This is a genomic window from Paenarthrobacter sp. TAF1 (assembly GCF_052113825.1).
In the GTDB taxonomy this organism is placed as follows: domain Bacteria; phylum Actinomycetota; class Actinomycetes; order Actinomycetales; family Micrococcaceae; genus Arthrobacter; species Arthrobacter nicotinovorans.
Map to the genome: position 1 here is coordinate 101,424 of NZ_JBFRDO010000012.1, position 23,964 is coordinate 125,387.

At 63.7% G+C, this 23,964-nt stretch carries 26 protein-coding genes; 6 read left to right on the forward strand and 20 right to left on the reverse strand.

Translation table 11 applies throughout. The features are described from left to right. Positions 1 to 11: 11 nt before the first annotated feature. Positions 12 to 752, forward strand: coding sequence for a FadR/GntR family transcriptional regulator (locus tag AB4Y81_RS15405; protein WP_441996208.1), 741 nt, complete (start codon positions 12 to 14; stop codon positions 750 to 752). On the opposite strand, the gene AB4Y81_RS15410 is transcribed toward AB4Y81_RS15405, so the two are convergent. Then, positions 749 to 2,161, reverse strand: a complete 1,413-nt coding sequence (locus AB4Y81_RS15410) for an aminotransferase-like domain-containing protein (protein WP_441996209.1) — start codon at positions 2,159 to 2,161, stop codon at positions 749 to 751. The genes AB4Y81_RS15405 and AB4Y81_RS15410 overlap by 4 nt on opposite strands. Here AB4Y81_RS15410 and AB4Y81_RS15415 point away from each other — a divergent pair. Genes AB4Y81_RS15415 through AB4Y81_RS15425 form a run of 3 tightly spaced genes read left to right on the forward strand, consistent with a single transcriptional unit; the run spans position 2,160 to position 4,166 of the window. Next, positions 2,160 to 3,092: a DMT family transporter gene (locus AB4Y81_RS15415; protein ID WP_441996210.1), complete on the forward strand. Its 933-nt coding sequence runs from the start codon at positions 2,160 to 2,162 to the stop codon at positions 3,090 to 3,092. The two genes, AB4Y81_RS15410 and AB4Y81_RS15415, sit on opposite strands and share 2 nt — an antisense overlap. A 21-nt stretch (positions 3,093 to 3,113) precedes the next feature. Continuing rightward, positions 3,114 to 3,737, forward strand: coding sequence for an FMN-binding negative transcriptional regulator (locus tag AB4Y81_RS15420; protein WP_039239311.1), 624 nt, complete (start codon positions 3,114 to 3,116; stop codon positions 3,735 to 3,737). 9 nt (positions 3,738 to 3,746) lie between these two features. Then, positions 3,747 to 4,166, forward strand: coding sequence for a VOC family protein (locus AB4Y81_RS15425; RefSeq protein WP_018778956.1), 420 nt, complete (start codon positions 3,747 to 3,749; stop codon positions 4,164 to 4,166). Here AB4Y81_RS15425 and AB4Y81_RS15430 read toward each other — a convergent pair whose 3' ends face one another. After that, positions 4,167 to 4,682, reverse strand: coding sequence for a GNAT family N-acetyltransferase (locus AB4Y81_RS15430; protein WP_431229992.1), 516 nt, complete (start codon positions 4,680 to 4,682; stop codon positions 4,167 to 4,169). Continuing rightward, the gene (locus tag AB4Y81_RS15435) at positions 4,679 to 5,143 is read right to left on the reverse strand and encodes an SRPBCC family protein (protein ID WP_431229991.1); all 465 of its coding nucleotides are present in this window, start codon (positions 5,141 to 5,143) and stop codon (positions 4,679 to 4,681) included. Before AB4Y81_RS15435 ends, AB4Y81_RS15430 begins: the two co-directional genes overlap by 4 nt. A gap of 122 nt (positions 5,144 to 5,265) precedes the next feature. Here AB4Y81_RS15435 and AB4Y81_RS15440 point away from each other — a divergent pair, with 122 nt between their 5' ends. Next, on the forward strand, positions 5,266 to 6,336 hold the full coding sequence (locus AB4Y81_RS15440) for an FUSC family protein (RefSeq protein ID WP_431230579.1): 1,071 nt from the start codon (positions 5,266 to 5,268) through the stop codon (positions 6,334 to 6,336). A gap of 44 nt (positions 6,337 to 6,380) precedes the next feature. After that, positions 6,381 to 6,935 carry a TOPRIM nucleotidyl transferase/hydrolase domain-containing protein gene (locus AB4Y81_RS15445; protein WP_110505944.1) on the forward strand — a complete coding sequence of 185 codons (555 nt, stop codon included), beginning with the start codon at positions 6,381 to 6,383 and terminating at the stop codon, positions 6,933 to 6,935. Here the strand turns inward: AB4Y81_RS15445 and AB4Y81_RS15450 are convergent. From AB4Y81_RS15450 to AB4Y81_RS15530, 17 genes are all read right to left on the reverse strand, one after another. Further along, the gene (locus AB4Y81_RS15450) at positions 6,932 to 7,711 is read right to left on the reverse strand and encodes an SDR family NAD(P)-dependent oxidoreductase (protein WP_018778961.1); all 780 of its coding nucleotides are present in this window, start codon (positions 7,709 to 7,711) and stop codon (positions 6,932 to 6,934) included. The two genes, AB4Y81_RS15445 and AB4Y81_RS15450, sit on opposite strands and share 4 nt — an antisense overlap. 54 nt (positions 7,712 to 7,765) lie before the next feature. After that, positions 7,766 to 8,971 carry a YcaO-like family protein gene (locus AB4Y81_RS15455; protein ID WP_018778962.1) on the reverse strand — a complete coding sequence of 402 codons (1,206 nt, stop codon included), beginning with the start codon at positions 8,969 to 8,971 and terminating at the stop codon, positions 7,766 to 7,768. Further along, positions 8,961 to 10,208: an iron-containing alcohol dehydrogenase gene (locus AB4Y81_RS15460; RefSeq protein WP_431229990.1), complete on the reverse strand. Its 1,248-nt coding sequence runs from the start codon at positions 10,206 to 10,208 to the stop codon at positions 8,961 to 8,963. Before AB4Y81_RS15460 ends, AB4Y81_RS15455 begins: the two co-directional genes overlap by 11 nt. Then, positions 10,205 to 11,452, reverse strand: a complete 1,248-nt coding sequence (locus AB4Y81_RS15465; RefSeq protein WP_018778964.1) for an aminotransferase class III-fold pyridoxal phosphate-dependent enzyme — start codon at positions 11,450 to 11,452, stop codon at positions 10,205 to 10,207. Before AB4Y81_RS15465 ends, AB4Y81_RS15460 begins: the two co-directional genes overlap by 4 nt. Further along, positions 11,445 to 12,221, reverse strand: a complete 777-nt coding sequence (locus AB4Y81_RS15470; protein ID WP_018778965.1) for a class I SAM-dependent methyltransferase — start codon at positions 12,219 to 12,221, stop codon at positions 11,445 to 11,447. The genes AB4Y81_RS15465 and AB4Y81_RS15470 overlap by 8 nt, the downstream gene beginning before the upstream one ends. Next, the gene (locus AB4Y81_RS15475; protein ID WP_018778966.1) at positions 12,218 to 13,306 is read right to left on the reverse strand and encodes a hypothetical protein; all 1,089 of its coding nucleotides are present in this window, start codon (positions 13,304 to 13,306) and stop codon (positions 12,218 to 12,220) included. Before AB4Y81_RS15475 ends, AB4Y81_RS15470 begins: the two co-directional genes overlap by 4 nt. Beyond that, complete coding sequence (locus AB4Y81_RS15480) at positions 13,299 to 14,396, reverse strand: glycosyltransferase family 2 protein (RefSeq protein WP_441996211.1); 1,098 nt, start codon at positions 14,394 to 14,396, stop codon at positions 13,299 to 13,301. The genes AB4Y81_RS15475 and AB4Y81_RS15480 overlap by 8 nt, the downstream gene beginning before the upstream one ends. After that, entirely contained in the window at positions 14,393 to 16,012 is a 1,620-nt protein-coding gene (gene mpaP / locus AB4Y81_RS15485) for a daptide biosynthesis intramembrane metalloprotease (RefSeq protein WP_018778968.1), read from the reverse strand. The genes AB4Y81_RS15480 and mpaP overlap by 4 nt, the downstream gene beginning before the upstream one ends. Next, positions 16,009 to 16,746 carry a hypothetical protein gene (locus AB4Y81_RS15490; RefSeq protein WP_018778969.1) on the reverse strand — a complete coding sequence of 246 codons (738 nt, stop codon included), beginning with the start codon at positions 16,744 to 16,746 and terminating at the stop codon, positions 16,009 to 16,011. Before AB4Y81_RS15490 ends, mpaP begins: the two co-directional genes overlap by 4 nt. Further along, complete coding sequence (locus AB4Y81_RS15495) at positions 16,743 to 17,498, reverse strand: ABC transporter ATP-binding protein (RefSeq protein WP_018778970.1); 756 nt, start codon at positions 17,496 to 17,498, stop codon at positions 16,743 to 16,745. The genes AB4Y81_RS15490 and AB4Y81_RS15495 overlap by 4 nt, the downstream gene beginning before the upstream one ends. Positions 17,499 to 17,503: 5 nt before the next feature. Further along, on the reverse strand, positions 17,504 to 17,695 hold the full coding sequence (locus tag AB4Y81_RS15500) for a hypothetical protein (protein ID WP_018778971.1): 192 nt from the start codon (positions 17,693 to 17,695) through the stop codon (positions 17,504 to 17,506). Positions 17,696 to 17,786: 91 nt separating this feature from the next. Then, a complete protein-coding gene (locus tag AB4Y81_RS15505; RefSeq protein ID WP_018778972.1) occupies positions 17,787 to 17,963 on the reverse strand; it encodes a hypothetical protein in 177 nt (58 codons plus the stop codon). Between the two features lie 53 nt (positions 17,964 to 18,016). Further along, positions 18,017 to 18,163, reverse strand: a complete 147-nt coding sequence (locus tag AB4Y81_RS15510) for a hypothetical protein (protein ID WP_018778973.1) — start codon at positions 18,161 to 18,163, stop codon at positions 18,017 to 18,019. Positions 18,164 to 18,385: 222 nt separating this feature from the next. Next, positions 18,386 to 20,281, reverse strand: coding sequence for an IucA/IucC family protein (locus tag AB4Y81_RS15515; protein ID WP_441996212.1), 1,896 nt, complete (start codon positions 20,279 to 20,281; stop codon positions 18,386 to 18,388). Then, positions 20,278 to 20,868: a GNAT family N-acetyltransferase gene (locus AB4Y81_RS15520; RefSeq protein WP_441996213.1), complete on the reverse strand. Its 591-nt coding sequence runs from the start codon at positions 20,866 to 20,868 to the stop codon at positions 20,278 to 20,280. The genes AB4Y81_RS15515 and AB4Y81_RS15520 overlap by 4 nt, the downstream gene beginning before the upstream one ends. After that, the gene (locus tag AB4Y81_RS15525; protein WP_275777428.1) at positions 20,865 to 22,208 is read right to left on the reverse strand and encodes a lysine N(6)-hydroxylase/L-ornithine N(5)-oxygenase family protein; all 1,344 of its coding nucleotides are present in this window, start codon (positions 22,206 to 22,208) and stop codon (positions 20,865 to 20,867) included. Before AB4Y81_RS15525 ends, AB4Y81_RS15520 begins: the two co-directional genes overlap by 4 nt. After that, entirely contained in the window at positions 22,205 to 23,767 is a 1,563-nt protein-coding gene (locus AB4Y81_RS15530; protein ID WP_110505938.1) for a pyridoxal phosphate-dependent decarboxylase family protein, read from the reverse strand. The genes AB4Y81_RS15525 and AB4Y81_RS15530 overlap by 4 nt, the downstream gene beginning before the upstream one ends. Between the last annotated feature and the right edge of the window lie 197 nt (positions 23,768 to 23,964).

Genomic DNA, 23,964 nt, shown 5'->3' on the forward strand with positions numbered 1-23,964 from the left:
AGGGTACGGCTATGACGAACCTGCACTCCGAGCTCGTGGACATGCTCGGCCTACGCATCGTCCGCGGCGATTACCCGCCAGGGACGCGGATCGATGTCGACTCGCTGGAGCCGGAGTTCGGAGTGAGCAAAACCGCGATGCGGGAGGCACTGCGCGTCATCCGCGAGAAGGGCCTCATCGATTCGTGGCCACGCAGGGGAACCATCGTCAACGACCGCAAGATGTGGAAGCTGTTGGACAGCGACGTGATCAAGTGGCGGCGCTCCGCCCGTCGCGACGACGACCGCCTCTTGGCTGAGCTGTCGCAGCTGAGGGACGTCATTGAACCAGCGGCGGCGAAACTTGCCGCCCGGTTCCGGCGGGCGGAGGACCTGGAAGCCCTCAAGAAGTCATTCGCAGAATTCGAAGCCGCCGGAAGGGATGTGGAAAGGCTCGCGGCGGCGGACCAGGACTTCCATTTGAACTTGCTGCGTGCCACTCACAACGAACTGATGATGCGACTTGATGTTGTGATCGTCCACGCCCTGAGCGCCCGCAACCGAATCCAGCACCACCCGGGCGGCCATTGGCTGGACCCGGTACCGGACCATAAGCGGGTCCTGGACGCGGTCGAACAGGGTGACCCTGAAGCGGCCGAAGCCGCCATGAGATTTGCCATCCGGGAGTCGGATGTCGATCTAAGCCACGGCGAACCGGAGTTCGAAACTCCCACCGGCATGCCGGCCTTGGACCCGGAAGCTACCGCCCGTTAGGCCGATTGTGCAGCCATTGCCTCGCCGATAATCCGCGCCCCATCAGGGAATCGACCGGGATTCGGACCGGCGTAGTTGAGCCGGATGTAGGGGCCTTCCGGTTCTGCCGGGAACCACTCGGTCCCGGCCGCAATCAGGACGCCGGCCGCTTCGCAATCCTTGGTGAGCTGCTCGACACCGAACCCGTCCGGCATCCGCAGCCAAAGGTTCAAACCGCCCTTGGGAAGGTGGCTCAGGTGCGCCTGCGGTACGTGCTCGCGGAGGCTGGTGACCAGGAGGTCGCGCCGCGACTGCAGCTGATGACTGAGTCCGCGAAGGTGCGTTTGCCACGCGGGCTGGGTGACGACGTCGAGCGCTGCCGCCTGCAGCAGCCCGCTGACGTACATCGACTCGGCAGCCTGGGCGCCCATGATCCGCTCACGGGCGGGGCCGCGGGCGATGATCGCAGCCACCCGGATGGATGGCGAGACGCTTTTGGTCAGGGAGCGGATGTAGACGACGTGCCCGGAGTCGTCCTTTGCCGCGACGGGCACCGACGGCGCCGTGATGCCAAAATCGTGGGCCCAGTCGTCCTCCACAAGGAAAGCCCCGTGACGCTGAACGATCCGCAGCACTTCCTCGCCGCGCTCCGCGGACCACTGAGCGCCCGTGGGATTGGCGAAGTTGGGCTGCGCATAGAAGAGCCTCGCCCCGGATTCCTCGAAAGCCCTGTCCAGTTCGTCCGGGTCCGGCCCCTCCGGGCCGCTGGGGACAGGAATGACGTTCACGCCCGCCTGCCCGGCGGCAAGCAGCGCTCCCCAGTAGCTTGGGGACTCCACCAGCAGCGGCTGCCCATGGCCCACCAGGCCGCGGAAAATCGAACTCAGTCCGCTTTGGCTCCCGGGAAGAATGACGACGTCGCTCGGCTGGGGAGGCGTGACGCCCACCGGCGTTGAGGTACTGAGCTCCTGCGCGAACCAGGATTGGAGTTCCGGAAAACCCTGCGCTGGGGGCCGCGACAACGCGGCATCGCCTCGGGCTGCGCGGGTCAGCGCGGCGCGGACCTGCCGCTCCGGGAGGAGTTCCCGAGCAGGATAGCCGGAATGGAAAGCGATGACGTCGTTGGAGGCGCTGCGCATGGCGGCGGAGTTCAATGGCCTGGCGGTTTGGGCCGATCGCAGGGCGGCTGTCTGCCAGCCGTAGTCGGAGGGCCTGGCCGTGCGGTAGGCGCGAACGAACGTCCCCACGCCCGGCCGGCTCTCGATCAGGCCTTGGGCGGTGAGGGTTCGCAGCGCTTTTTGCACCGTTACGGGGCTCGCCTGGTACTCCGCGACGAGTTGCCTGGTAGATGGCAGTTTTGCTCCCGGAGCGGCACCGGCGATCCACTCTTTTACTCGCGAGACGATCCGGGAACTGCTATCGTTGTTCATGAGTCACAATAGTAGCGCTACTACACTTTCGCGGCCAGTGATATCCACCAAGACCTCGACCGGCATCTGGTGGGGGCTCCTCGGCGTCTTGGCATTCTCCTTCACGGTCCCACTGACCCGCGTGGCTGTAGAGGGCATGTCTCCCCTCTTCATCGGAGCCGGAAGGGCAGTGGTTGCGGCCCTCCTTGCCGCGCTGGCACTGGGCCTGACCCGTCAACGCTTCCCCCGCGGCCGTCAATGGTTCCGCTTGGCCGTAGTAGCGGGCGGGATCGTGGCAGGTTTCCCCTTGCTGACGACCTTCGCCCTCACCAGCACCTCTGCAAGCCACGGTGCTGTCGTGATCGCGCTACTGCCCGCCGCCACCGCCACGATAGCGGTGATCCGCGGCCGGGAACGCCCCCGTCCATTGTTCTGGATCCTCACGGCAGTAGGTGTCGTAGCCGCCCTGGTTTTCGCCCTGGTCCAGTCCGGCGGATTCGGCTCCCTGCACTGGGCTGATCTCCTGCTGCTCGGTGCTGTCCTGGCTGCAGCCATCGGCTACGCAGAGGGCGGACTGCTGGCCCGTGAATTGGGCGCCTGGCAGACCATCTCCTGGGCATTGGTGGTGGCCTCCCCCGTCATGATCGTGCTGACACTGGTCTCGCTGGGTTCCGGAATGCCCGCCGCGTCACCCGTCCAGTGGTTGTGTTTCGCCTACCTGGGGGTCGTGAGCATGTTCCTGGGCTTCTTCGCCTGGTACCACGGACTCGCGATCGGTCCCATGGCTCAGGTCAGCCAGATCCAACTGGTCCAACCCGTCATGAGCATCGCGTGGGCCGGGCTGTTTCTGGGCGAGCCGATGACGTGGACCACCGTTGTGGGCGGACTGGCGGTGGTCCTCTGCGCAGGAGCCGCTGTCCGCGTAAGGCTCAACCCGCCGTCGAAATCCTGAACGCACTGAAAGGAAGAAAACATGTACACCCCAGCGCATTTCGCGGCATCCGATGAGGCCATGGCCCATCTGCTCAACCACAGCGGGGCCGCCAACCTTGTCACCATGACGCCGCACGGGCTGCTCGCCACCCTCCTGCCGTTCGTGTACGAACCGGCGGTCGGTGAGCACGGGGCGCTGCAGGCCCACATGGCCCGGAACAACACCCAATGGTCCTCCCCCGTTACCGGTGAAGCCCTGATGATCGTCCAAGGCGCGGACGCGTACATTTCGCCCTCGTGGTACGCGTCGAAAGCCGAGCACGGCCGTGTGGTGCCAACCTGGAACTACTCCACAGCGCATGTCTACGGTGAGCTTGTTGTTCACGACGACGCCGAATGGCTGGGCCGGCATGTCCGTCGCCTCTCCGGGCAGCACGAGGCCGGTATGCCCCGGCCGTGGACGGTGGATGAAGCACCCGAGCGGTTCATTGCCGGACAACTGAGGGCGATTGTCGGCGTCGAACTCGTGATTACCCGGGTGGAGGCGAAGACCAAACTCAGCCAGAACCGTACTCCAGCGGATGTTGACGGCGTGATTGCCGGGCTCCGTGCCTCCGGCGACGCGGCGAGCGCGGCGGATGTGGAACGGGCGCGGACCTCGTAGACTCGGCGCATGCGTGAGGAAACTGCACAATCCCGGGGGCCTGTCGGCTCGATCCACCATCTGGAAATCTGGGTGCCGTTCCTTGAACGCGCCAGGGAAGAGTGGGGTTGGCTCCTGGGCCAGCTCGGCTACGAGCCGTTCCAGCAGTGGCCCACCGGGTGCAGTTGGAAGCTCGGCGGGACGTACGTGGTGGTGGAACAGACCGATGCCATCACGGGTACGGCCCACCGCCGGACCGATCCCGGGGTCAACCACGTGGCCTTTCACGCAGGCACGCGGGAGAACGTGGACAGGATCCGGTCGCTCGGCGCGGACGCGGGCTGGTACGAGATGTTCGAGTCCAAGTATCCGCATGCCGGCGGTCCAGACCACTACGCCGCCTACCTGCTCAACACCGACAGCTACGAGGTTGAACTCGTAGCTGAATAATTACACCGGAGGAACTGCAGGACGCCACATCGCCACCCGCGGCCAACGGGTCAGCCCCAACTGTGCCTCGTGTTCCATGAGGTGAGTGAGCTCCGGACCCCAGCTGCCGGCGTCGAGCACTTGAAAACCAAGCCGACGATAGTACGGAGCGTTCCAGGGCACATCCCGGAACGTGCTCAATGTTTGCCGTTGCATGCCGTGGCCGCGCGTCCAGATCCGCGCGGCGTGCAGCAGTTCGTGGCCGATGCCCTGATGTGCGTAGTCGGGGTGGACGCTGACCTGCTCCACGTGGCCGTTTCCATCGACGACGTCGGCCAGCAAGTACGCCACCGGATAGTCGAGTCCGTCGACGTACACCCAAGCACGTCCGGCTGCCGCGTAGGCGCCCAACGTTTCCACGGGAAAAGGCTCGTCGTCCGCGATCTGGTCCATGCCGAGCTGCCGGAAAGTCTCCCCCGCGGCGCGCTCGATGTCCTGCATCATCTGCAGGTCGTCCGAGTGGGCCAGCCGGATCATTGCCGTGCGTCCAGCGCGGGAGGAGCCACCAGGAATTTATTACGTTCTTCAATGAGGTTCTGCATGTACCGGGCGAGGACCAGCTTTTCCGCCAGCCGGCCCAGCGGTCCGAACGGCGCCGCGAATTCGATCGTGTCCACCATCAGTGTCCCGCTGCCCTCGGGCCGGAACTCATGCGTGTGGCGGAGGTACTTGAAGGGGCCCTTCACCTGTTCGTCAGAGAACGACGCCGGAGCCTCCATCCGCACGATGCGGCTGGTCATGCGGAACCGGACTCCCATGTGCCAGGCCTGCCAGGTGACGGTCTCGCCTTCCGAGATCAACCCGGACGTCACCCCGGCGATGGCTTTCTCACGACTCTTGGTCATCGACCCCACGTGGGCGTCGATGTTCCGTGACAGGTCGAACAGCTCCTGCGGCGACATGCTGGAGCGGGTGCGGCAAACGAAGGCGACAGGCATACCTCGATCTTCCCAGACGTTCCCGGTTCGGCATGCCCCGGTTCACTACGGGTTGTGACCGGGCTTATGGCGGCGTACGGACAGCCCTGATAATTTCGAAAGCAAACCCTGAATGATTGGTGGTGTTCCCTGTGCCCGCACTTCTGATGCACGCCCGCGAACTCCACCGTCTTGGCCCGGCGAACAACGATCGTCTTTCCGCCGTGAGGGTCGCCCTGAGCGTTGCGCTGCCTGGGCTCTTCCTGATCCTCGTCGGCCGCCCCGACCTCATGCTGTACGCAGTTTTCGGTGCGCTCACGGGGATGTACGGCCGCAACGAGCCCCACCAACTCCGGCTCAAGCACCAGGCACAGGCCGCGTTGATCCTGGTGGGCGGACTTACGATCGGCGTTTTCCTGTCCGTGAACCACATCCATTCTTGGTGGCTGGTGCTGGTGGCTACCCTGTTTGCCGGTGCCGGGTCCCTGTACTCGGACCGCGTCCGCCTCAAACCGATCGGACCGTTCTTTGGCATCCTCGCGTTGGGCGCCTGCGCTTCCGTCCCCACCAGCGTGCCCTTCTCGACGGCGGTACTCATCGGAGCTGCCTCGGCTGCCTTCTCCTTGGTGGTCGGTTTCGCCGGCTGGTTCCGGCGCCGCACCTGGGTGGCCGGTGCTGCGCGGGAAGCCCCTGCCCTCCGGGGCGCGCTTCGCCATGCAGCCCTGGTCCATGCCGCGCGCTACTCCTTGGCGGTGAGCGCGGCCGGCGCCATCGGTGTTCTGAGCGGCAGCGGCCACCCGCACTGGGCCATGGCTGCAGCCGCAGTGCCGCTGGCCGGTGCCGACCTCCCAAGCCGCGTCCACCGGGGCATCCACCGCATTGTGGGGACGTTCCTCGGGTTGGCGGTGGTCGCCGTCGTCCTCTTCCCTGGTCCGTTGTCGCCACTGCAGTACTTCCCCGGCCATTCCGCCCTGGTCCTGGCTGTCGTGGTGATGCTCTGCCAGTTCCCCACGGAGCTGTTCATGGCCCGGCATTACGGCTGGGCGATGGTGTTCTTCACGCCGGTAGTCCTGCTGATCGCGCAGCTTGCGGCTCCGATGGACCCGGGTGTGCTGGTGATGGAACGCGCCATTGAGACGTTCATAGGTGCAGTGGTCGGAATCTCGGTGGCGGTGTTCGTGCGGAAGCCGCGCACCAAGGCACTCCCGGCCTGACATCCACGGGCCCCGTCTTCAGCTGCCTGCGGCATACTGGTTCAATGCAGGCGACGACTGTCCTGGTCGAAGGCGAAAGCGACCGGCTCGCGGTCGAGATGCTCGCGCGCCGTCGCGGATATGACCTGGACGCGGCGCATGTATCGGTGGTCCCCATGGGAGGCGCCACCAGCATTGTCCGTTACCTCGATATTTACGGCCCGGCCGGCGCAAACCACCGGCTCCTTGGGCTGTGCGACGAGGGCGAGTCCCGTGGCGTTGCCCGCGCGCTGGGCCGGGCCGGACTCGGCGCGGGCCCCTTGGACGAACTCGGATTCCAGATTTGCCGTGCTGATCTTGAGGACGAACTCATACGCTGCCTCGGCATTGATGCCGTGCTCGGTGTCATCGACGCCCAGGGTGAGCTGGCGTCGTTCCGGCTGCTCCAACGCCAGCCTTCGCAACGAGGACAGCCGGTTCCGTCGCAACTACGCCGTTTCTTTGGTGGACGCAGCGGGAACAAGATCCGCTACGCGCCCCTGTTGGTGGCAGCCCTGCCAGCGGGCCAAGCTCCGGATCCACTCGCGCGGCTTGTCGACGCGTTGGCGAACGGGAGTTAGGGCTCCAGCGGCCGGCGCGGTGGTCCGGCGGTCAGCTTTGCCGGAAGAACGCGAGCGAAGAAGCTGACCACTTTGTACCGTTTGGTGGGGATGGAAACGCCCTTCCCCTTGGCGTTGTCCTCCAGGCCTTCCCGCACCACACGCTCCGCGGTGAGCCACAGGAAGCGGGGGGCCACCGATTTGTCCATGCCCATGCGGTCGTGGAATTCGGTGTGGGTGAAGCCCGGGCAGACGGCAGTGACCAGCACCCCGGACTTGGCATAGGTGGTGTTGGCCCAACGGCTGAACGTCACCTGCCATGCCTTGGCTGCGGAGTAGGTGCCCCGGTTGGCGAAGGCGGCAACACTGGCCACATTGATGATCCGGCCCTTGCCGCGGGCCAGCATCACTTCCAGCGCGGCATGGCACAGTTCCATGGGCGTTTGGACGTGCAGCCTCAAATGGCGGCGTTCCTCGGCCAATTCGTTGTCCTCGAACGACTTCAAGAGCCCCACTCCGGCGTTGTTGATCAGCACATCCACCGGCCTCGCAGCGTCCCGGAGGCGGTCCGCCACAGCCGAAACGCCGACGTCGGTGGTCAGGTCCGCGGGCAGCACCTCTGCCAGGATGCTGAAGTCGCGTTCAAGCTCCGCGGCTTTTTCCTTCAACCGCTGCTCGTCCCTTGCCACCAAAACCAGGTGGTGTCCCGACTCGGCGAGCTGACGGGCGAACTCGGCACCGAGCCCGGCAGTTGCTCCAGTAACAAGTGCGGTGAGTTCATTGGCTCGAGTCGTCATGGCCCAAGACTAGCCCCCGCTCCTTACCAGCAGGCCCCGATCGACGCAGGGTTCCTAGATGAAGGGATGCGGGAGCACGTTTGCTTGCAGGCCGCCGGGTCCGGACAAGCTGCCACGGTGGAGGACGTTCCATTCCAGGGCATCGGACATGCGCAGTGGCTGCAACGTGTCGCAGAAGATTTTCACCACACACCAGCCCATGTCCCGGATGGCTGGCGGAAGGCGCGGCGTCAGGTCAACCACTGTGTGCTCCGGCAGGCTCTCCAGCCATGCGGCGTTTTTTCCCTTGACGTGCGGCGGCTCCGCGGCTCCGGCAAACCGCTCTGCCCGGGGTATACGCGCCAGCCACCCACGGATGCGCCCAATGCTGGCGTCCGAGGCCCAATACCGCGCTCTGTCCATCTCGTTCGCAACCGGCAGGGACACGGCCTTTTCGCCCTCGAAACTCTTCATATTGATGAGCAACGACCTGATCTGAAGCGACTCCTGGACGGCCCGGAGTACTCCGATGGAAGGGTCCCGTTCCAGTCCGAGGCCCGCCCCCACAACCCCCTGAACGCCGTCAATGGCCACCACCATCCATACCGCGTGGCCGTGTGGCTCTTCAAGCCGGATGACTTCCAGCTCCACACCCTGGGCGGCTGCCACGGAGCCAAGGTCCAGGGCCTGCCGGCCGAACGCCTCATCACGCAGGGCGTACCGCCGGGCTCCTTCCGGTTGTGCCCAACCCAGCATCGCCGAGCTCCGTTCGATGATCTCCTTCGCGGCAGAATTGGCCGCCGAGGTCAGATCAACGCCGGCTGCGGTTCCGGAAGGGCCGGGGTCAAAAAGGTCTGTCACGCCGGGCAGCGGCGGAAAGTCAACCGCGGCCGCAGGGACAGCAACGGCCGCCGTCGCGCCATCTCCGCTGTACCTTGTTCCTGTATAGAGAGGCAGATCCGTCGCTACGGAAATGTCGCCCCACGACGCACCGCGGGGAGCCATCGGAAATCCGTCGCCGGCAGGCAGTTTTGTCCCGGGAATGAGAGCACTGCGCTCAACAGCTTCGCCGGCGGCACGGGCAAGGGTAGGCGCACGCCGGATTCCGGCCGCGCCAACCCAGCTCATGTCGATTCCGGCGTCCGCCTCATCGGGTCGTTCCTGACCAATATCCACTGCGACGGTCCAGAGCAGGTTCGTGGACCCGTCGGGACGGAGCACACGGACGCTGCGGGCAAGCCCGTTCGCAGGATTCAGTGTCTGCTGATAGTCAACGGCCATATGAATCGCTCCCTGTTTGCTGCAGGCCGGCTTGCTGGAAATTGGCAGGGGACAAGGCAGCCGCAAAGAGATCCACGAGCTCCCCATGTCCCACTGCCCGCTTCATGGGACGTCCACGGCCGAAGCGTCCAAGGGTCCTGGTGGCCAAGGAATCGGCCAGATCGTCCACCTGCATTCCGTCTCCGCCGGCCAGTCCGCCGACCAAGGCACCGCCGTCGGGCCCCTTCAGTGTTGCGGTCACCGCAGCGGCGGCTCCAACGGAAACCAGGGGCCAGAGCTCGTCCAGTTTCCGCTGGTTTCCCCATGCTGCCTTCCCGTTGCCTACAGCTTCCAACCAGGGCCGCAGCAGGAGCGCGGAGGCTTGGTTCTTGCGCAAACCCAAAGCCATGGACAGCTCGTTGGCCGGAAACCAGAGCGACGACGGCGCGGGGCCACGTCCGCGCAAGGACCAACCAGCGTGCGATTCGGCGCTCAGCAGGGCAGCATCCACTCGTTCAGACGGGGACAACCGGAAGTCCGTCTTCTGCCCGGCCGCCAAGTGTTCTCCTGCCTCCGCAAGGAGCCAGCTGCCCTGCGCATCGGAGTAGGCCAGGTCCGGGGTCCCCTCAACAAGGGACGTCAGGAGCCGGACTGCCGGTTCCAGGAGGCCTTCGGCAATGAGCCAGGGCGGCGCTTCAAGGAATTCCGGATCATAAGCGACTGCCGAGGTTTTCAGTCCCTCCAGCAGGACAAGGCTCTTGGCACGGAATCCGCCGTGACCGTCGGCCGGCCCAGCGGATTCGAAGCAGGCGCCTGAGGTGACCTCGGACCCGGTGCCAAAGGTAGTGGGTATGGCGGACACTTCGATGTGGCTACTGAGCGGCCGGGGCAGGACCACCACGCCGGCAGGGCCACCGCTACGGGTCACAACTGATTCCACCAACGGATCCGCCGCCATGGACACCGCCAGCTTCGCGAAGTCCATGGTGTTTCCGCCTCCAACGCTGAGGACACGCTCCACTCCGCGCTCCCGAAGCCTGCGGCCGAACCCGGCTGCATGTTCTGCGCTGACCACCGGCGGAGCAATTTCCAGCCACAGGAATCCTCCGGCCAAAAGTCTCTCGGCCCGACCCATCACGGCAGGGTCCACCACCAATACCGACTTGGTGTCGCGGAAACCGGCAGCCAGATGGCGGGCGGACCCCGCTCCTGCAATCTGCAATGGGGTGGGAGGCCTGCTGACGGGAGCAGGGATCACGCCGGCTTCCCGGCCACGTAGTCCTCCACAACGCTGTGGATCCGTGAGAAGAGCACATCCAGCTCCTCGTCGGGATAGTTGAGGGCCGGAACGAATTGCAGTGCCCCCGGAGAAGGCTGGACAATCGCCCCGCGCCGGCGGCACTCGCCCACCAGCTCGAACACCTTGTCCGTTCCGATGAGTTCCCCCGCCCCATCAAACAGCTGGACCGCCCGGAACGCTCCCAGGCCAAATCCCTTGACCCGTGGGGACAATCCCTCCAGGGTGCTGACAAATTCGGCCAGCTTCTTCCCCACACGGGCTGCCGACTCTTCGATGTCCAACCGCTCGATTTCATCCAGTGTCGCCACAATCGCTGCACAGGACTGCGGCGATCCGGCTTGGGTCTCACCATGCCAGAAGACTTGCTGGGCCTGGTCGAACGAGTCCACTACGCGGCGCCCCAGGAGGAGCGCAGACGCTGCACAGGTGCCGTTGGTCAGGGCCTTGCTCACCACCATCACGTCCGGTTGCGGCCAAAGGTGGCTGGCGAATTTCGGTCCCGTTCTATGGAAACCGGTAGCCACCTCGTCGGCAACAACAAGGAAACCCTCGGACTCCCGGAAAGCGTAAACAGCATCAACGATTTCCTGTGGAACAGGTAAGGTTCCGGAGCCAAGAACGGGCTCCATGATGACTGCTGCCACTTCCGGGCCAAACCTCTTCATCACGATTTCCAAGGCATTGACATCGTCGTACGGGATCTTGATGTTGAGCCGTTGGTCCACTTGATAGACGTCCTGGAAGAGATAAGACCCGGTCACGGCCATAGCCCCCATGGTCACTCCGTGGTAACTGCCTGTAAAGCTGATCACGCGGCGGCGTTTTGGGTTACCGGCGATGTCGTGGAACTGCCGGCTGAGCTTCACCACGGCGTCAAGAGCGGAACTGCCGGACGTTGAATAGAAGACCGATGCGTATTCATGGGGCCGTGCGAATTCCAGGAGCCGCGCGGCCGCTTCGCGGGAGTAAGCACTACCCCTGCGGAATATGGGCAGGGTAGCCGCGTGGAGGTTCGCGTGGTTGATCGCTTCGGCCACCGCCAGGTTGCCGTAGCCCAGGCTGGCATTCCACAGGCCGCTGATCCCGCAGAGCGCTTCACTGCCGTCGGAGAACGTAACGGTGTTACCGCGGGCCGTGACGGCCTCCGCATTGCCCCAGTCCTTCGATGGCAAGTAGAACTCGAAGTAATCCCCGCTACCCATGCGTGTGGCCCTCCTTGATACCGGCACCCGCAGCTGAAGCATGGGCCCTGAAAAGTTTGTAATTGCCGATGGCATCTGCGCGGTTCCGCGGGCCAACATCGAATGCTGCTGCCACAGCAAACCCGGCAGCACCCAGTTCCGCCCTGAACTCAGCCTCGGTCAGCAAATGGGTTGTCACGGAATACTCCGCCACCCGTTCCCCGGCGTCATTCCGTTCCACCAGCTTTGAGGTGAACGTCCCGGCAGTGACATCAAAAGATTCCTCGATGGCCAGCTGAGGGGAAACCTCGTGCACGTAGAAGTCACTTCCCCCCAGCTCGGGGGTCCGCAGGGAAATCAGGAGCTCCCCGCCGGGAAGCAGCCATCGTTGGATGTCGCCCAAGAGCGAGCGGCGTTGGTCCGCGTCAAAGAGGCAAAGGGAGGTAGTCCCCAGAATCACGGCGTCGAACTGGTCCGTCAGCTCCAACCGCAGGATGTCGGCCAGGACCGCGTCCACTTTTGCTGCGTTCTTGACCCGCTCCGGCTTGGCCAGTTCCTCCTGCAGGATGGACAGGAGCTCAGCCGAATTGTCCACTGCGGTCACCGATCTGACAAACGGCAGGACGGCCAAGGTTATCCGCCCGGAACCTGCCGCCAGTTCAAGCACCCGCGCGTCCTTGCCCCGGAGGCAGCGGATGATCTCCCGCAGCTCCGAGCTGTCAGACTGAACAATCGCATGGTAGAGCTCTGCGCCCCGTCCGGTGTATAACGTTGCCGGCTTCCCGCTCATGTGACGATGACCGGAACAATGGTCAGGGCAGGGTTCACCGGGACGGCCACCGCGGGGATTCCGGGCGTCTCCGTTTCAGGAGCAATGGCGAGGTGCTCGAAAAGCTTCTGCAGTTCTTTGCTCCGGCGGATCTGTGCCGCCGGAGAAAGGTCCTTGCCTGAGAGCTTCAGGCCCAGCCGCGCCTGAAGTTCCTGGCTCGGCTCCGCAGCAGACAGGACACACTCCACCACTTCGGCCACATCCTTGGGAACCTTGCTGAGCTTTCCCGTGCTGAGGTCCGTCAGGTAGTACGCGTCTTCAGCGACCAGCACGTAAACACTGTCGCGCCGAGACCGCTCACCCGGGGTTTCTCCCTGGACCAGCCGGAAACCGAACCCTGCCACCTGGACGCCGGCGGGGAAACGACTCTGCGCAGCGCGGAGGACTTTGGCCGCGCCAAAAAAGCGCCCGATACCAGGGTTATCCGCAAGCAGCCGGGCGTTGTCTTCACCGGCTACGGGGGCGGATGTCCGGCAGCTGTCGCCGGATACCTCCACTGATCCGCCGGCCGGACCGGAAAGCAGCTCCGATCCCCCCTCGGCCACGTAAAGGCGGGCCGGGTCAGTCCCCAGCCGTCCGCTGTTCTGCCAGAACTGCTGGTCCAGGACCGTCACCAACTGCGTCAGGAGAAACCGTGGAAACACCCCGGACGCGAAGGCAGTATCGGCGTCGGCTGCAGCAGCTTCGCGGTCTGCATCCTCATCAAGTGAGAAAACTGTGGGACACGAGATCGCGACATAGGGCGCAGTTGCATACCCCTCCAGCTGGAGGACAAAGCTGTCACCGATCCCGATTTCGCCACCGTTGGTGGAGAACTCACCGCTATAGCCGACGACGGTCGACGTCGTCAGGGATTTGGCTGTCTCAACCTGCGATTCCTCGACGAACACGAGCGAGGTGCCCGACGCCGGCAACAGCCGCATCCGCTCCTCGTCCACGTCCCCCACCATCAATGCGTCCCGGATACCGGGGCCGGGGCGTCCTCCTTCAAGCCACAAACGCAGGCGTTCTGACATTGCGGGCTCCGCCAACAACTCTTCACTCATGATTCCCCCTCTTGGATCGTGCATTCTTCATCTGCTCGCCTATGCCCCCGCACCGGAGCGACACTCCGGATTCCAGGCGCCCCATCGCTTCGGGGAACCGCGTCCTCAGGACCCGTTGCATCGCCTGGCGATGACCACGGCTGACAACAGGAGCTGCGATGCCCACCAACCAACCATCGTGACCACCAGGGAATGCACCCACAGTGAACGCCATGTGCGGCGCGGTTGAAACTGAGGGGCCCGGGCGTTCTGCCGTTTCCTCCGGCAGGCAGCCGCCAGACCCGTTGTTCGCCAACGGCAACATCACCAGCGGGTCGAGGTCGATCTCCCCTGCCCAGCGGAGGAAGTCCGCGGCAAATACTTCGGCCAGTCTCGCCTGGGACCAGTCTTCAACCGCGGCCCGGGCCGCTGACGCACTGGCAGTTCCCGCCAAAGGAACCACCAAGTGGTGGTCCAAGGTGTGCCGGCGGGTCGTCCCGGAAATGGACACAACCGCCGTCGTTTCATCCACGGGCTGAAGGCCGGCCCCTCGGGAACTCATACGCCACCAAAGGTCCCAGTCCTCCAGTCCCCTGGCTGCTCTGCGCCAGCCGCCGGCCGCCGTGAGGACAGGCATCCTGTGCGCCACACGGGAAGGCTCCGCGTAGGGATCCACCACGGCAAGTTCCGGATGCCACAGCAGGCTGCGTCCGCCGCGAATGGTTGACGAGCCGTCGTCATGGCGATAATCCCCACCGCTGGCCGCCCACTCTGCACCAGAGTCCAAGACCGACCCCAGAACCGCCAAGTGGTCCTCCCGCCACACATCGTCGTGGTCAATGTAGGCCACGTACCCCTGGCCGGCTTGCCCGCACAGCCGGTTTCGCACCAACCCGGGATCGCCCGTGTGGGCCAGCCGCACTAACTTCACACGGCTGTCGGCGCGTGCGAACCCGGCGACGATGTCGTCCGTATCATCTGTTGAACCATCAGAGCCAACAAGTAGTTCGAAGTCTCCCCTGGTTTGTTTCAGGACACTCTCAATGGTTGCCGCTATCGGAGCCGAGCGGTTATAGGCGGGGCAAATAACCGTAAACCTCGGGCGGATCATGGGCCGACCGCCCTTGCTCCCAGATTGGCCACCCACTGGGCGATTGTCTGGCCGGGGACCTGCCATACTGCCGTGCCGGTGCGGGGCGCCGTGCCGGCATAGTCCAGCCGGACGCACAGGGCGTCCAGGGTCAGGTCCGACTCCTTGACGGCAACCGTTGCTGCCAGGGGAACCGTACACGGCTCGGGATCGCCGGCGGCTGTCGCCGTCCCGATCCTGCTGCCCGGCACAAGCCCTGGCCCGAACAGGTCAACTGTCCCGCCCGTTGCTCCAGCGGATCCTCCCAGGACCACGAACCTGGGCCCATCACCATCACTGTAAAGGCCGCCGCGAACGTTGTTGGGGAACGGAACAACGACCACCAGTGCCACTGCGGCAAGCAACAGTGCAGCGCCATAGACCGTTACAGGACCCTTGGCGATGCCGGATTTCCGCAGTCCGACCATATGGCCGATCCCCCTCAGCAGCAGCCAAACGACAAGTCCACCTGCCAGGAACAACTGGATCCACGCTGCAACTTTCCCCCATGACGCCAGGTAGCTTCCAGCAGCGGCCACCACTCCAATAAGGATCAAGAGTGGGAAAACGATGCACAGGAATCCGAAGATCAGCCGCTTTGGGGACGCCGGGACCTGGCTCGGGGATCCCTGACGGAAGATCAAGCCTCTGGTCCATGCCTGGAACTCTGCCATGCAGCTCGCCCGGAGGTTTGGCTTGTCGAGGTATCCCACCAACGCGATGTACCCGTCCAACTTCACGAAGGGGATCAGGTTCAGCAGCCCGTAGAGGAAACACAACACACTAAAGGCCGCGGCAAGGGTGGCAAGGTCTCTGGGCAGAACAAAGGAGAGGACCCCGGCAATTGCACCCAGATTTCCTTGGGCTGCGATGCCCGCCAAGGCAACCTTGGCGCGATCAGCAGGCTTGAGGTTCCACGCATCCGTTACATCACAGAAGAAAGCAGGAACCAAATAGAACAGCATGAAACCGACGCGGTGCGAACGGCCACCGAAAGCGACCAACGTCGCCGCGTGGGAAAACTCATGAATGAAGACGGCAAGGTACAGGGCCACCAAAAGCCAGAGGTAGCCAGTCACCGTCGTGGTGTCATGAAGGGCGCTTCCCTGGTCCATGAGCAGCACGGCCACGGCAGCCACACCCACACCGTTGAGGGCGGCGACAGTCCACCAAAAGCCGGAAGAACGAATGATCCGCCGGGTCCAGGGCATGCGGCCAAGCAGCCACGATGGGTCCAGAAGGGTCAGCTGGATGGAAAATGGCTTTCGGAACTGCAGGCGCCGGACCGGAGACACGTCCAGCCGGGCCAGTGCCGGGTTCTTTGCCAGCGTGTCCAGCAGCAGTTGCACTTCTGCCGCCGTCAGCTGCGAACGATCGGTCTTGGTCTGGCCACTCTGCGTCCCGCTGCCGGCACGTATCCGTTCCGCGATACCGTGGGCATCCACGTCGGGCAATGCTTGCTGGGCTTCGCGGACGATTTCTCCGAGGGCCTGCGGCAGACGCAGGACCGGACCTGCAGCGGTGCTGATGAGGATCCGCCCGCTCTCGTCCTGCTCGGAGAGCCGGATCTGGCTGAGCCACTGATACTGGCTGCTCACAGGAGGTCCGTTCGTCTGAGCCGGATCCCCGCGGCGGCAAACAGGACCACCAGCCATCCCAAATAGACGGCATAACCGGCACCTACTGGAAGCGTGTCAAAGGTGGCCGAGGCATCAAGGGTCATGGCTTGGCCCGCGCCGCCGGGCAGGAACTTGCCCGCGGCAGGAAGAATGTTGATCAGATTCGGTTCCAAGACCAGCGTCCACGCGACCAGGGCGATAACCACGGGCAGGGACTTCCTGCCCTGCCAGGCGATGAAATGACCAAGGTAGGCCGCGAAGATGATGGTGAAGAACACTCCGGCCAGGGTTGCGCGGCCGTCGCCGTCGAGGACAAAGTGGCCGCCCTTCGAGGAAACGGCAACCATGGCGACCACCACCACTGAAACTGTTCCTGCAACCGCGAAGGCAATCGCGGGAACCGCCAAGGCAAAGGCCCGCAGGGACAGCAGTCGCACAGCGCCGCCTGAGAGGAATGCACTCCGGCCGATGGACGCATTGCCAAAATCACGCGTGACGCTGATGGCCCCGAAAATCATGGAAAAGAGGCTGGCACCGAAACCGAGGCCCACCAGTGCCGCGGTGGCCTTCTCTGAAGCACCGGGGGCAGCGAGTCCCGCATCGAAACCCGTGGACGTGCCATATGCAGCCAGGACATTGAGCACCAGGGCTGTCAGGAGCAGGATGGGAAGTGACCATCCCCTGGTCAGGCGGAAAACTTCGGCGCGTATCACGAAGCGTCACCCTTTCCAGCACTGGAGGCTTTGTCCAGGGTGTTCTCCGAGCCATCATGGACGAGGGAGAGGTACCAGCGTTCCAAGTCGGCATCCCCAAGTTCGGGAACAGGGCCGTCATAGCGTTGGGTCGTACGGACCACAATTGCCCTGTCCGCCAACCGCCGGACTTCCGAAAGATTGTGGCTGGAAATGAGGGTCGTTTGGTTGCGGGCGGTGCGTTCTTCGATTTTTATTCGAAGCCAGCGCGTCGATTCGATGTCGAGTCCGTTCATGGGTTCGTCCAACACCAGGACATCGGGCCCACCCATCATGGCAGCCGCCAAGGCTGCCCTCTGCCGCTGGCCTGTGGACAGCTTACGGACCCGCCGCCCCATGAACTCCGTCAGATCAAAGTCCTCGGCAACCGCGGCGACGGCGCCGCGTCCCAGGTTTTGGGCCATCGATTCGATAGTCAGGCAGTCCCGGACAGTAAGGTCCGGCGGGAGGCCGGCAGGGTCAAAGACAAAGCCAAGCGTCTTGCCCGGCTCCTTCACCGCCCCGGGATCCTGGTTGAAGATCCGGACGCTTCCCTCTGTGGGCCGCATCAGACCGCACAAGATCTTCAAAAGCGTGGATTTCCCCGCCCCGTTGGGGCCCAGAAGCCCCACACACTCACCCCGGCCCAAGCCGAAGGTGACGCCTGAAACTCCCGTTTTTTGGCCGTACCTTTTTTCAACGCCTGTCATCGAAACGATGGGCTCCACTGGCATGGTTGTCAGCTGCGCTTTCTTAGGAGTCCGATGAAGATGCCCAGCACAACAAGCAAGATCATGCCAATAGCCAAGGTGAGGCCGAAAAGCACTGGCTGGTTTCCGGTTGCCGCGAGCATCGCGGTGAGACCGCCCATGATGGCAACCAATGCACCAAGTACGGCGATGAGCGGGATGAATGCCTTGCTTTGAGTCATTCGCGTCGTCACTCTTTCTGCAGATTGATGTTTGGACAATGCCTGTGGGGGCCGAATCACAATGCCCGGCCCCCACAAGTACTGTCATTTCCTAGGTGATGGCTACGCCGATGCCGATGCCGCCGGCGACAACGCCTGCAGCACCGACTCCGATCGCCACGCCGCCGAAGAATTCTCCCCAGTTCCAAGCCGCGTCAAGCGACTCCAAGGGTTCAATTCCGGCAACGAGGGCACTGAATTCGCTGTTCACATCAAGAGTGGTTTCCATTTCACCTCCCCATAGGCTTCATGTCTGACGGTCTGGAAGGTCAATCTCCTGTGTCAGGTGATCGCAACGCCGATGGCGATTCCGCCGTAAATCAGGCCGCCGCCAACAACTGCGCCTACGCCGATTCCGGCAACCCACTCGCCCCAGCCGGGTGCGTCGAGTTCATCAAGCTGCTCAATCTGAGCCAGTTGGTTCTCCATATTTTTTACCTCCCCCCAAAGAGATAGATGGTCGAACTAATCCATTCACTGGACAAAACTGAACCTAGCAAAATCCGGAGGGCACATCGTTCCCGGGTTTTGTCGCTGGGCCGTGTGACTTGCAGTGTTTGGCAACCCGTGAAATATTCTGCGGCCACAAGCGGATCCGAAGGTTTCCGAACCACTGCAGGCGGAAATTCGGGCCTCCAGGCCTCGGGATGCCTATGACTGTGATGGACCAGTGATTCCAGATTTTGCTGACAGCGAAACAGCATCCCCGTGTCTTCCCGCCAAGGGGTTGGTCAAGCGGCCGGCCATTTGCAGCCCTCCGGAGGGGTCCGAGATGTCGAGCATCTGCTGGTTGTTCCGGAGCTGGAGACGGTTGAGGCAGGACAGCTCGAAGTCCGCCGCGAACAGGTCGTGCATGGCGAACTGGTCTGCAAGCTCCGGGTGGCGCTGCTGGTATTCGCGAAGCACGGAAGCCGCGGTCTCCCAGAATTCGTCCTCGGCCAGTGTCCCGTCCTCCACGAGAACCGCGGACAGGAAGCGGAAGATGCAGTCAAAGACGTCCGTGAAGATGGCCAGGACCATTTCCTCGGCAGGGATCTCGGCCTTGATGCGCGAGACTTCTTCCGGCAGCTCCAGCCGGTCCCCCATGACAACGATTTCCTCGGCGATGTCCTTCATGATCGCCCGGACCGGCACGCCGTTTTCGAGGATCAGGATCACGTTCTCCCCGTGTGGCATGAAGGCGAGCTCGTACTCGTAGAGGCAGTGGACCAGCGGCACCAGGTAGGCCTCGAAGTAGCGGCCAAGCCATTCGGTGGGCGCCAGGCCGGACCGGGAAATCAGGGCCGAAACCACGGACTCTCCGGACGAATCCACATGCAGCAGTGAAGCCATGGTGGCCAGCTGTTGCCCGTCCTTAAGCAACGGCAGCGGACTCTCCCTCCACAGGGCTGAGAGCATCTTGCGGTAGGGCGAACCCTTGGCGGAAGCCGCCTCGTAGTAGTGGTTGTGGTAGCCGATGGCAGCGGTTTCACGGATCATGGCCAGGCCCCGGCTCTGGAGCTCCTGGTCATTGCCGATCAATTCCTGAAGCCAGTCGTTGATGGCTGGCGTTGCCTTCATGTACTGCGGAGACAGGCCACGCATGAAGCCCATGTTCAGCACGGACATGGCCGTCTTCACGTACGCCTTCTCCGGTGAGGTGGTGTTGAAGAAGGTACGGATGGACTGTTGCGCCTGGTAGTTGTCCTCCCCCGTACCCAGGTTCACGATGTGTCGCTGGGCGATTTCTGCCGCGAACGTCACGGTGAGCTTGTTGTCCCACTGCCACGGATGGACCGGCATGAGGAGATAGTCCTCGGGATCCAGGCCGGACGCGGATAGCTCTGCGTTGAACCACGCCAAGGTGGCCGGCCCGAGTTCAGCTTCGAAGTGTGTCCGGTAGTCCAGCCCCGCGCTCGAGGTGAAAACTGCCTTGCTGCGGTGCACTGCGATCCATTGAAGCTTCACGGTTGCCCCGGTTTCCGGCGCGAACGCGTGGTAGTCCGCGATCCCGAAACCAAGCCGGCCGTTGTTGGCCACGAAACAGGGGTGGCCTTCGGTCATGCTGTGCTCAATGGCCTGGAAGTCAGCGGCCGGGTCGGTCCCGCCCGTGATGCCCGCTGCCAGCTCGGCCGAGCTGAACGGCTTGCCCTGCTTATACGCGTGGCTGGCCAGCGTGCTGCTGATCTCCTCGAGGTACACCGGCAGCATTTCCATCCGGATGGCCAGTGCCTCGTGAAACTCGGCGATGAAGTCCAAGGCGTCAATGGGCAATTCCCCGCCGTCGCGCAGGCGCACTATGGAATCGGCGAAAACAGACCAGTGCTCAAGCTGCAGCAGCCGTGCACGGAATCGGTATTCGGTGGTGTCATCGTCGCTCCTCACGCGGTAAAGCCCAATGCCGGCGCCTTCATCGCGAATAAGCTCCGGCACCAGGATGCGTTCGTGCGAGAACTCCGCGATTGCCTTGCGAACCAGATGGCGGTTTGCTGCCGCCCAGCGTTCAGGGGTCAAGTGCGACACGGAATCAACGGCGGTGGTCGTCGCTTTGTCGGCAGTGGTGGTCACAGGGATTCTCCTCTGGTCGCCGCGGCAGGCGCGGCCAGAATCGGGGTCAGGGTGGCGAGGAAATCCTCGCGGGCGCAGAAGCTCAACAGTGCCTTTTTGTGGTCTTCGGCAGGGTCGACGGCGGGCAGGGTCACCACGCCGCGCGGGCGGAAGCCCACCTTTTCGTTGAGGACATGGATCTTGTGGTTGCGGGCGTCAGGCTCGACGACGATCCGCCGGGTTGCGGGGTCCGCGAACAGTTCCGTCATCACGGACTGCATAACGGCCGTGGTGTAGCCCGGTTGCGGCTCACCGACCGGCGGCGACACCAGCAGGTGCATGCCCACGTCACCAGGCTGGACCTCGTAGACGTCCGCCAGCGGCGAGGACTCCGGATGGTACCGCTCCATCAGGAAGGCGGGGACGCCGTCGTCGAGTCCCAGGAACGCTTGGTGGTGACCGGAGGCGGCGATCTTTGAGTATTCCTCCACAACGTCCTGCTCAGTGGCCGAAACCATTCCCCAGAAGCGGGCATACTCCTGGCTCACCCAGCTGTGAAGGACAGGTGCGTCGGCTACGGGGTCCACAGCGCGGAAGGTGAAGCTCATGCCGTCACCCCGGCGTTCTCCGGGACGCCGGCCGGCACGGGAGCGGGCGCTCCAAACTGCTGGAAGGCGATGCTGCGCTCGATCGGGTAGACCTCGCGTCCGGTAATTTCGCGCAGGATGCAGGAGTTGCGGTAGGCGGCCATGCCAAGGTCCGGAGTCACGAAACCGTGAGTGTGGAGCTCCGCGTTCTGGACGAAGATCTCGCCGGGTTCGACGCCGGTTCCATAGTTGCGCTCGACGTCGAAGCGGCCCTTGGAGTCGCGGCGGATGCGGTCGTGGATGCCGCCCAGGAAGGCAGGTTCCTTGTAGCTGTAGCCGGTCGCCAGGACCACGGCTTCGGACTCGAGGCTGTAGTCGCGGCCGTGTTCCTCGTGGTGCAGCTGGAGGGTGTGGGTGCCCGTCGCCGCGTCCCACGCCGCTGCGGTCAGTGTCGAATGGGTGTGCAGCTGCGAGTCCACCATGCCGGAGAGGCTCTTGGTGTAGAGGAGGTCGTAGATGTCGTCGATCAGGTCCGAGTTGATGCCCTTGTACAGGTTCTTCTGGCTCTTGATCAGTGAATCGCGCTGCTCGCCCGGCAGCGAGTGGAAGTAGTCGACGTACTCCGGAGACGTCATCTCGAGCGTGAGCTTGGTGTACTCCAGCGGGAAGAAGCGCCCGGAGCGGGTGACCCAGTTCAGCTGGTAGCCGTAGACGTCGATTTCCTGAAGGAGTTCGTAGTAGAGCTCCGCAGCGCTCTGGCCGCTGCCCACGATGGTGATGCTGCGCTTGGACTGCAGCTCACTCTTCCTCGACAGGTAGTCGGCGTTGTGGAGGACGAGTCCCCCGGCGTGCACTATTCCTGCACAGGAGTCCGGAATGTACGGGGACGTTCCGGTGCCAAGGACCAGTCGACGGGCGCGAAGCACCTCAGCGCCATCCGGTCCCTGCACCGAAAGGCGGTACACGCCGTCGTCGTAGCTGATATCCAGCACATCCGTGCTAAAACGAACGGACTCAAGCTGGCCCGCGACCCACTGGCAGTACTGGTTGTACTCGGCGCGCAACGGGTAGAAATTCTCCCGGATGTAGAAGCGGTACAAACGGCCCGTCTGCTTCAGGAAGTTCAGGAAAGAGAAAGGCGACGTCGGGTCGGCAAGGGTGACAAGGTCCGCCATGAAAGGAACCTGCAAGTGCGCCGGCTCAAGCATCATGCCAGGGTGCCAGTCGAAGGACTCACGGCGGTCCAGGAACACGCAGTCCAAGTCTTCCAGCGGCTCGCTCAGCGCGGCCAGCCCCAGGTTGAAGGGCCCGACGCCGATGCCTGCGACGTCGTAGATCCTGCCGTTGTCAGGGGTGCTCATGCTGCTTCCTCCGTGGTGTTTGCGAGGAGGCTGGCGCCGGTCCTGCGGATCAGTTCGATGATTTCGTGGATGTCCCCCAGGCTGGCTTCTGCGTTGAGGAGGGTGAATTTCAGGTAGTGGCGTCCGGCGACCTTGGTTCCGGCAACGACAGCCTCACCCGAGGCGAAGATGGCTGCACGGATGGCTGGGTTGAGGATGTCTGCCGCGTCTTCGGCCAGTCGTGAACCCTCAACCTCGGGGCGGTACCGGAACACTAGGGTGCTCAGCTGCGGTGCTGCCGCGAGCTCGAATTCAGGGTCGTCAGCCAGCAGCATGCCCACGCGGCCCGTCAGGTCAATGGCCTCGTCGAAGAGCGCACCAATGGCGTCCGCGCCCATGATGCGCAGCGTGAGCCATAGCTTCAGGGCATCGAAACGGCGTGTGGTCTGGATGCTCTTGTCCACCTGGTTGGGGATCTCGGCCTTCGCGGCGCTCTCAGGGTTGAGGTAGTCCGCGTAGTAGGTGACGTGGCCAAGCATGGAACCGTTACGGACCAGGACTGCACTGGAGCTGACCGGCTGGAAGAAGGTCTTATGGAAGTCCACAGTGACGGAATCGGCCAGGTGGATACCGTCCAAAAGGTGCCGGTAACGCCCGGAAACGATCAGGCCTCCGCCGTAGGCCGCATCGACATGCAGCCAGGAATCGTAGGCGCGGACCAATGCGGCGAGCTCGGAGAGCGGGTCAACCGAGCCGAAGTCCGTGGTCCCGGCGGTGGCCACGACGGCCATGGGTACCAGACCGGCGTCGTGAGCTTCCGCCAAAGCGGCCGCAAGCGCGGCGGGGTCCATGCGGTGGTCTTCGGCAGTAGGAATCGCGATGACGGCGTCAAAACCGAGGCCCAGCATGGAAGCCGACTTCTGGATGCTGAAGTGGCTGTCCGCGGAGGTGAAGATCCGGAGCCGGTCCAGGAGGTGCGGCAGGCGGGCGTCCCCGTTCGCGGCCCGCAGCTTGGAGACGGCGTGGTTGCGGGCGATCAGCAAGGCCTGGAAATTGGACTGGCTGCCACCTGAGGTGAAGACGCCATCGGACTCCGCGCCGAAGCCGATGCGCTCCGCGGTCCAATCGATAAGGCGGCGTTCGATCATGGTGGCGCCGGCGCTCTGGTCCCAGGTGTCCATGGAAGAGTTCACGGCCGAGAGCACTGCTTCACCCACCAAGGCGGGGATGACCACGGGGCAGTTCAAGTGCGCTGCGTAGCGGGAGTCGTGGAAGTAGACAGCGTCCTTGAGGTAAAGCTCATCGAGTTCCTCAAGGGCGGCAGCGGTGTCAGGCAACGGACGCTCAAGGTCAACCGCGCCGACCTTCGCTTTGAGATCTGCATGCCCCACACCAGTGAAGGGCCGGGCGGTCCGCTGGACCTTGGTGGAGACGGCGTTGACTCCCTGAAGCACCTGCGCCACGTAGCTGGGCGAATTGCGGGCGTTGAACAGCTGGTTTGTGGCAGCGAGGGCCAGCTCCACCTTGGAACCAAAATCCGGTTCCTGAGCGATCCGCTCTTCGACACTGGGTGACGTCACGTCAGCTTCCTTCCGTTTGCGTTGGGGCGCTTGTTAGCAAGGTAAGCCTTACTTAGGTAAGCCTTTCCGTCAAACTTTTGTGACCTATTTCGCTCGGAAGGCGGTTTCTGGGTCCACAACTGCAAGATCACTCCGTCATTGACTTTTACGGACGGGGTTTTGCGTGGAGAATACGGCCGCTCTCGGCGGAGACGGCG

Bases quoted from the DNA above. Each gene is read 5' to 3' on its own strand.
- AB4Y81_RS15495 (WP_018778970.1), bottom strand. From the start codon at position 17,498: ATGCCAGTGGAGCCCATCGTTTCGATGACAGGCGTTGAAAAAAGGTAC.
- AB4Y81_RS15450 (WP_018778961.1), bottom strand. From the start codon at position 7,711: ATGACGACTCGAGCCAATGAACTCACCGCACTTGTTACTGGAGCAACT.
- AB4Y81_RS15430 (WP_431229992.1), bottom strand. From the start codon at position 4,682: ATGATCCGGCTGGCCCACTCGGACGACCTGCAGATGATGCAGGACATC.
- AB4Y81_RS15500 (WP_018778971.1), bottom strand. From the start codon at position 17,695: ATGACTCAAAGCAAGGCATTCATCCCGCTCATCGCCGTACTTGGTGCA.
- AB4Y81_RS15445 (WP_110505944.1), top strand. From the start codon at position 6,381: ATGCAGGCGACGACTGTCCTGGTCGAAGGCGAAAGCGACCGGCTCGCG.
- AB4Y81_RS15405 (WP_441996208.1), top strand. From the start codon at position 12: ATGACGAACCTGCACTCCGAGCTCGTGGACATGCTCGGCCTACGCATC.
- AB4Y81_RS15525 (WP_275777428.1), bottom strand. From the start codon at position 22,208: ATGAGCACCCCTGACAACGGCAGGATCTACGACGTCGCAGGCATCGGC.
- AB4Y81_RS15465 (WP_018778964.1), bottom strand. From the start codon at position 11,452: ATGGGTAGCGGGGATTACTTCGAGTTCTACTTGCCATCGAAGGACTGG.
- AB4Y81_RS15475 (WP_018778966.1), bottom strand. From the start codon at position 13,306: ATGAGTGAAGAGTTGTTGGCGGAGCCCGCAATGTCAGAACGCCTGCGT.
- AB4Y81_RS15435 (WP_431229991.1), bottom strand. From the start codon at position 5,143: ATGCCTGTCGCCTTCGTTTGCCGCACCCGCTCCAGCATGTCGCCGCAG.
- AB4Y81_RS15455 (WP_018778962.1), bottom strand. From the start codon at position 8,971: ATGGCCGTTGACTATCAGCAGACACTGAATCCTGCGAACGGGCTTGCC.
- AB4Y81_RS15480 (WP_441996211.1), bottom strand. From the start codon at position 14,396: ATGATCCGCCCGAGGTTTACGGTTATTTGCCCCGCCTATAACCGCTCG.
- AB4Y81_RS15415 (WP_441996210.1), top strand. From the start codon at position 2,160: ATGAGTCACAATAGTAGCGCTACTACACTTTCGCGGCCAGTGATATCC.
- AB4Y81_RS15510 (WP_018778973.1), bottom strand. From the start codon at position 18,163: ATGGAGAACCAACTGGCTCAGATTGAGCAGCTTGATGAACTCGACGCA.
- AB4Y81_RS15505 (WP_018778972.1), bottom strand. From the start codon at position 17,963: ATGGAAACCACTCTTGATGTGAACAGCGAATTCAGTGCCCTCGTTGCC.
- AB4Y81_RS15470 (WP_018778965.1), bottom strand. From the start codon at position 12,221: ATGAGCGGGAAGCCGGCAACGTTATACACCGGACGGGGCGCAGAGCTC.
- AB4Y81_RS15420 (WP_039239311.1), top strand. From the start codon at position 3,114: ATGTACACCCCAGCGCATTTCGCGGCATCCGATGAGGCCATGGCCCAT.
- AB4Y81_RS15520 (WP_441996213.1), bottom strand. From the start codon at position 20,868: ATGAGCTTCACCTTCCGCGCTGTGGACCCCGTAGCCGACGCACCTGTC.
- AB4Y81_RS15425 (WP_018778956.1), top strand. From the start codon at position 3,747: ATGCGTGAGGAAACTGCACAATCCCGGGGGCCTGTCGGCTCGATCCAC.
- AB4Y81_RS15410 (WP_441996209.1), bottom strand. From the start codon at position 2,161: ATGAACAACGATAGCAGTTCCCGGATCGTCTCGCGAGTAAAAGAGTGG.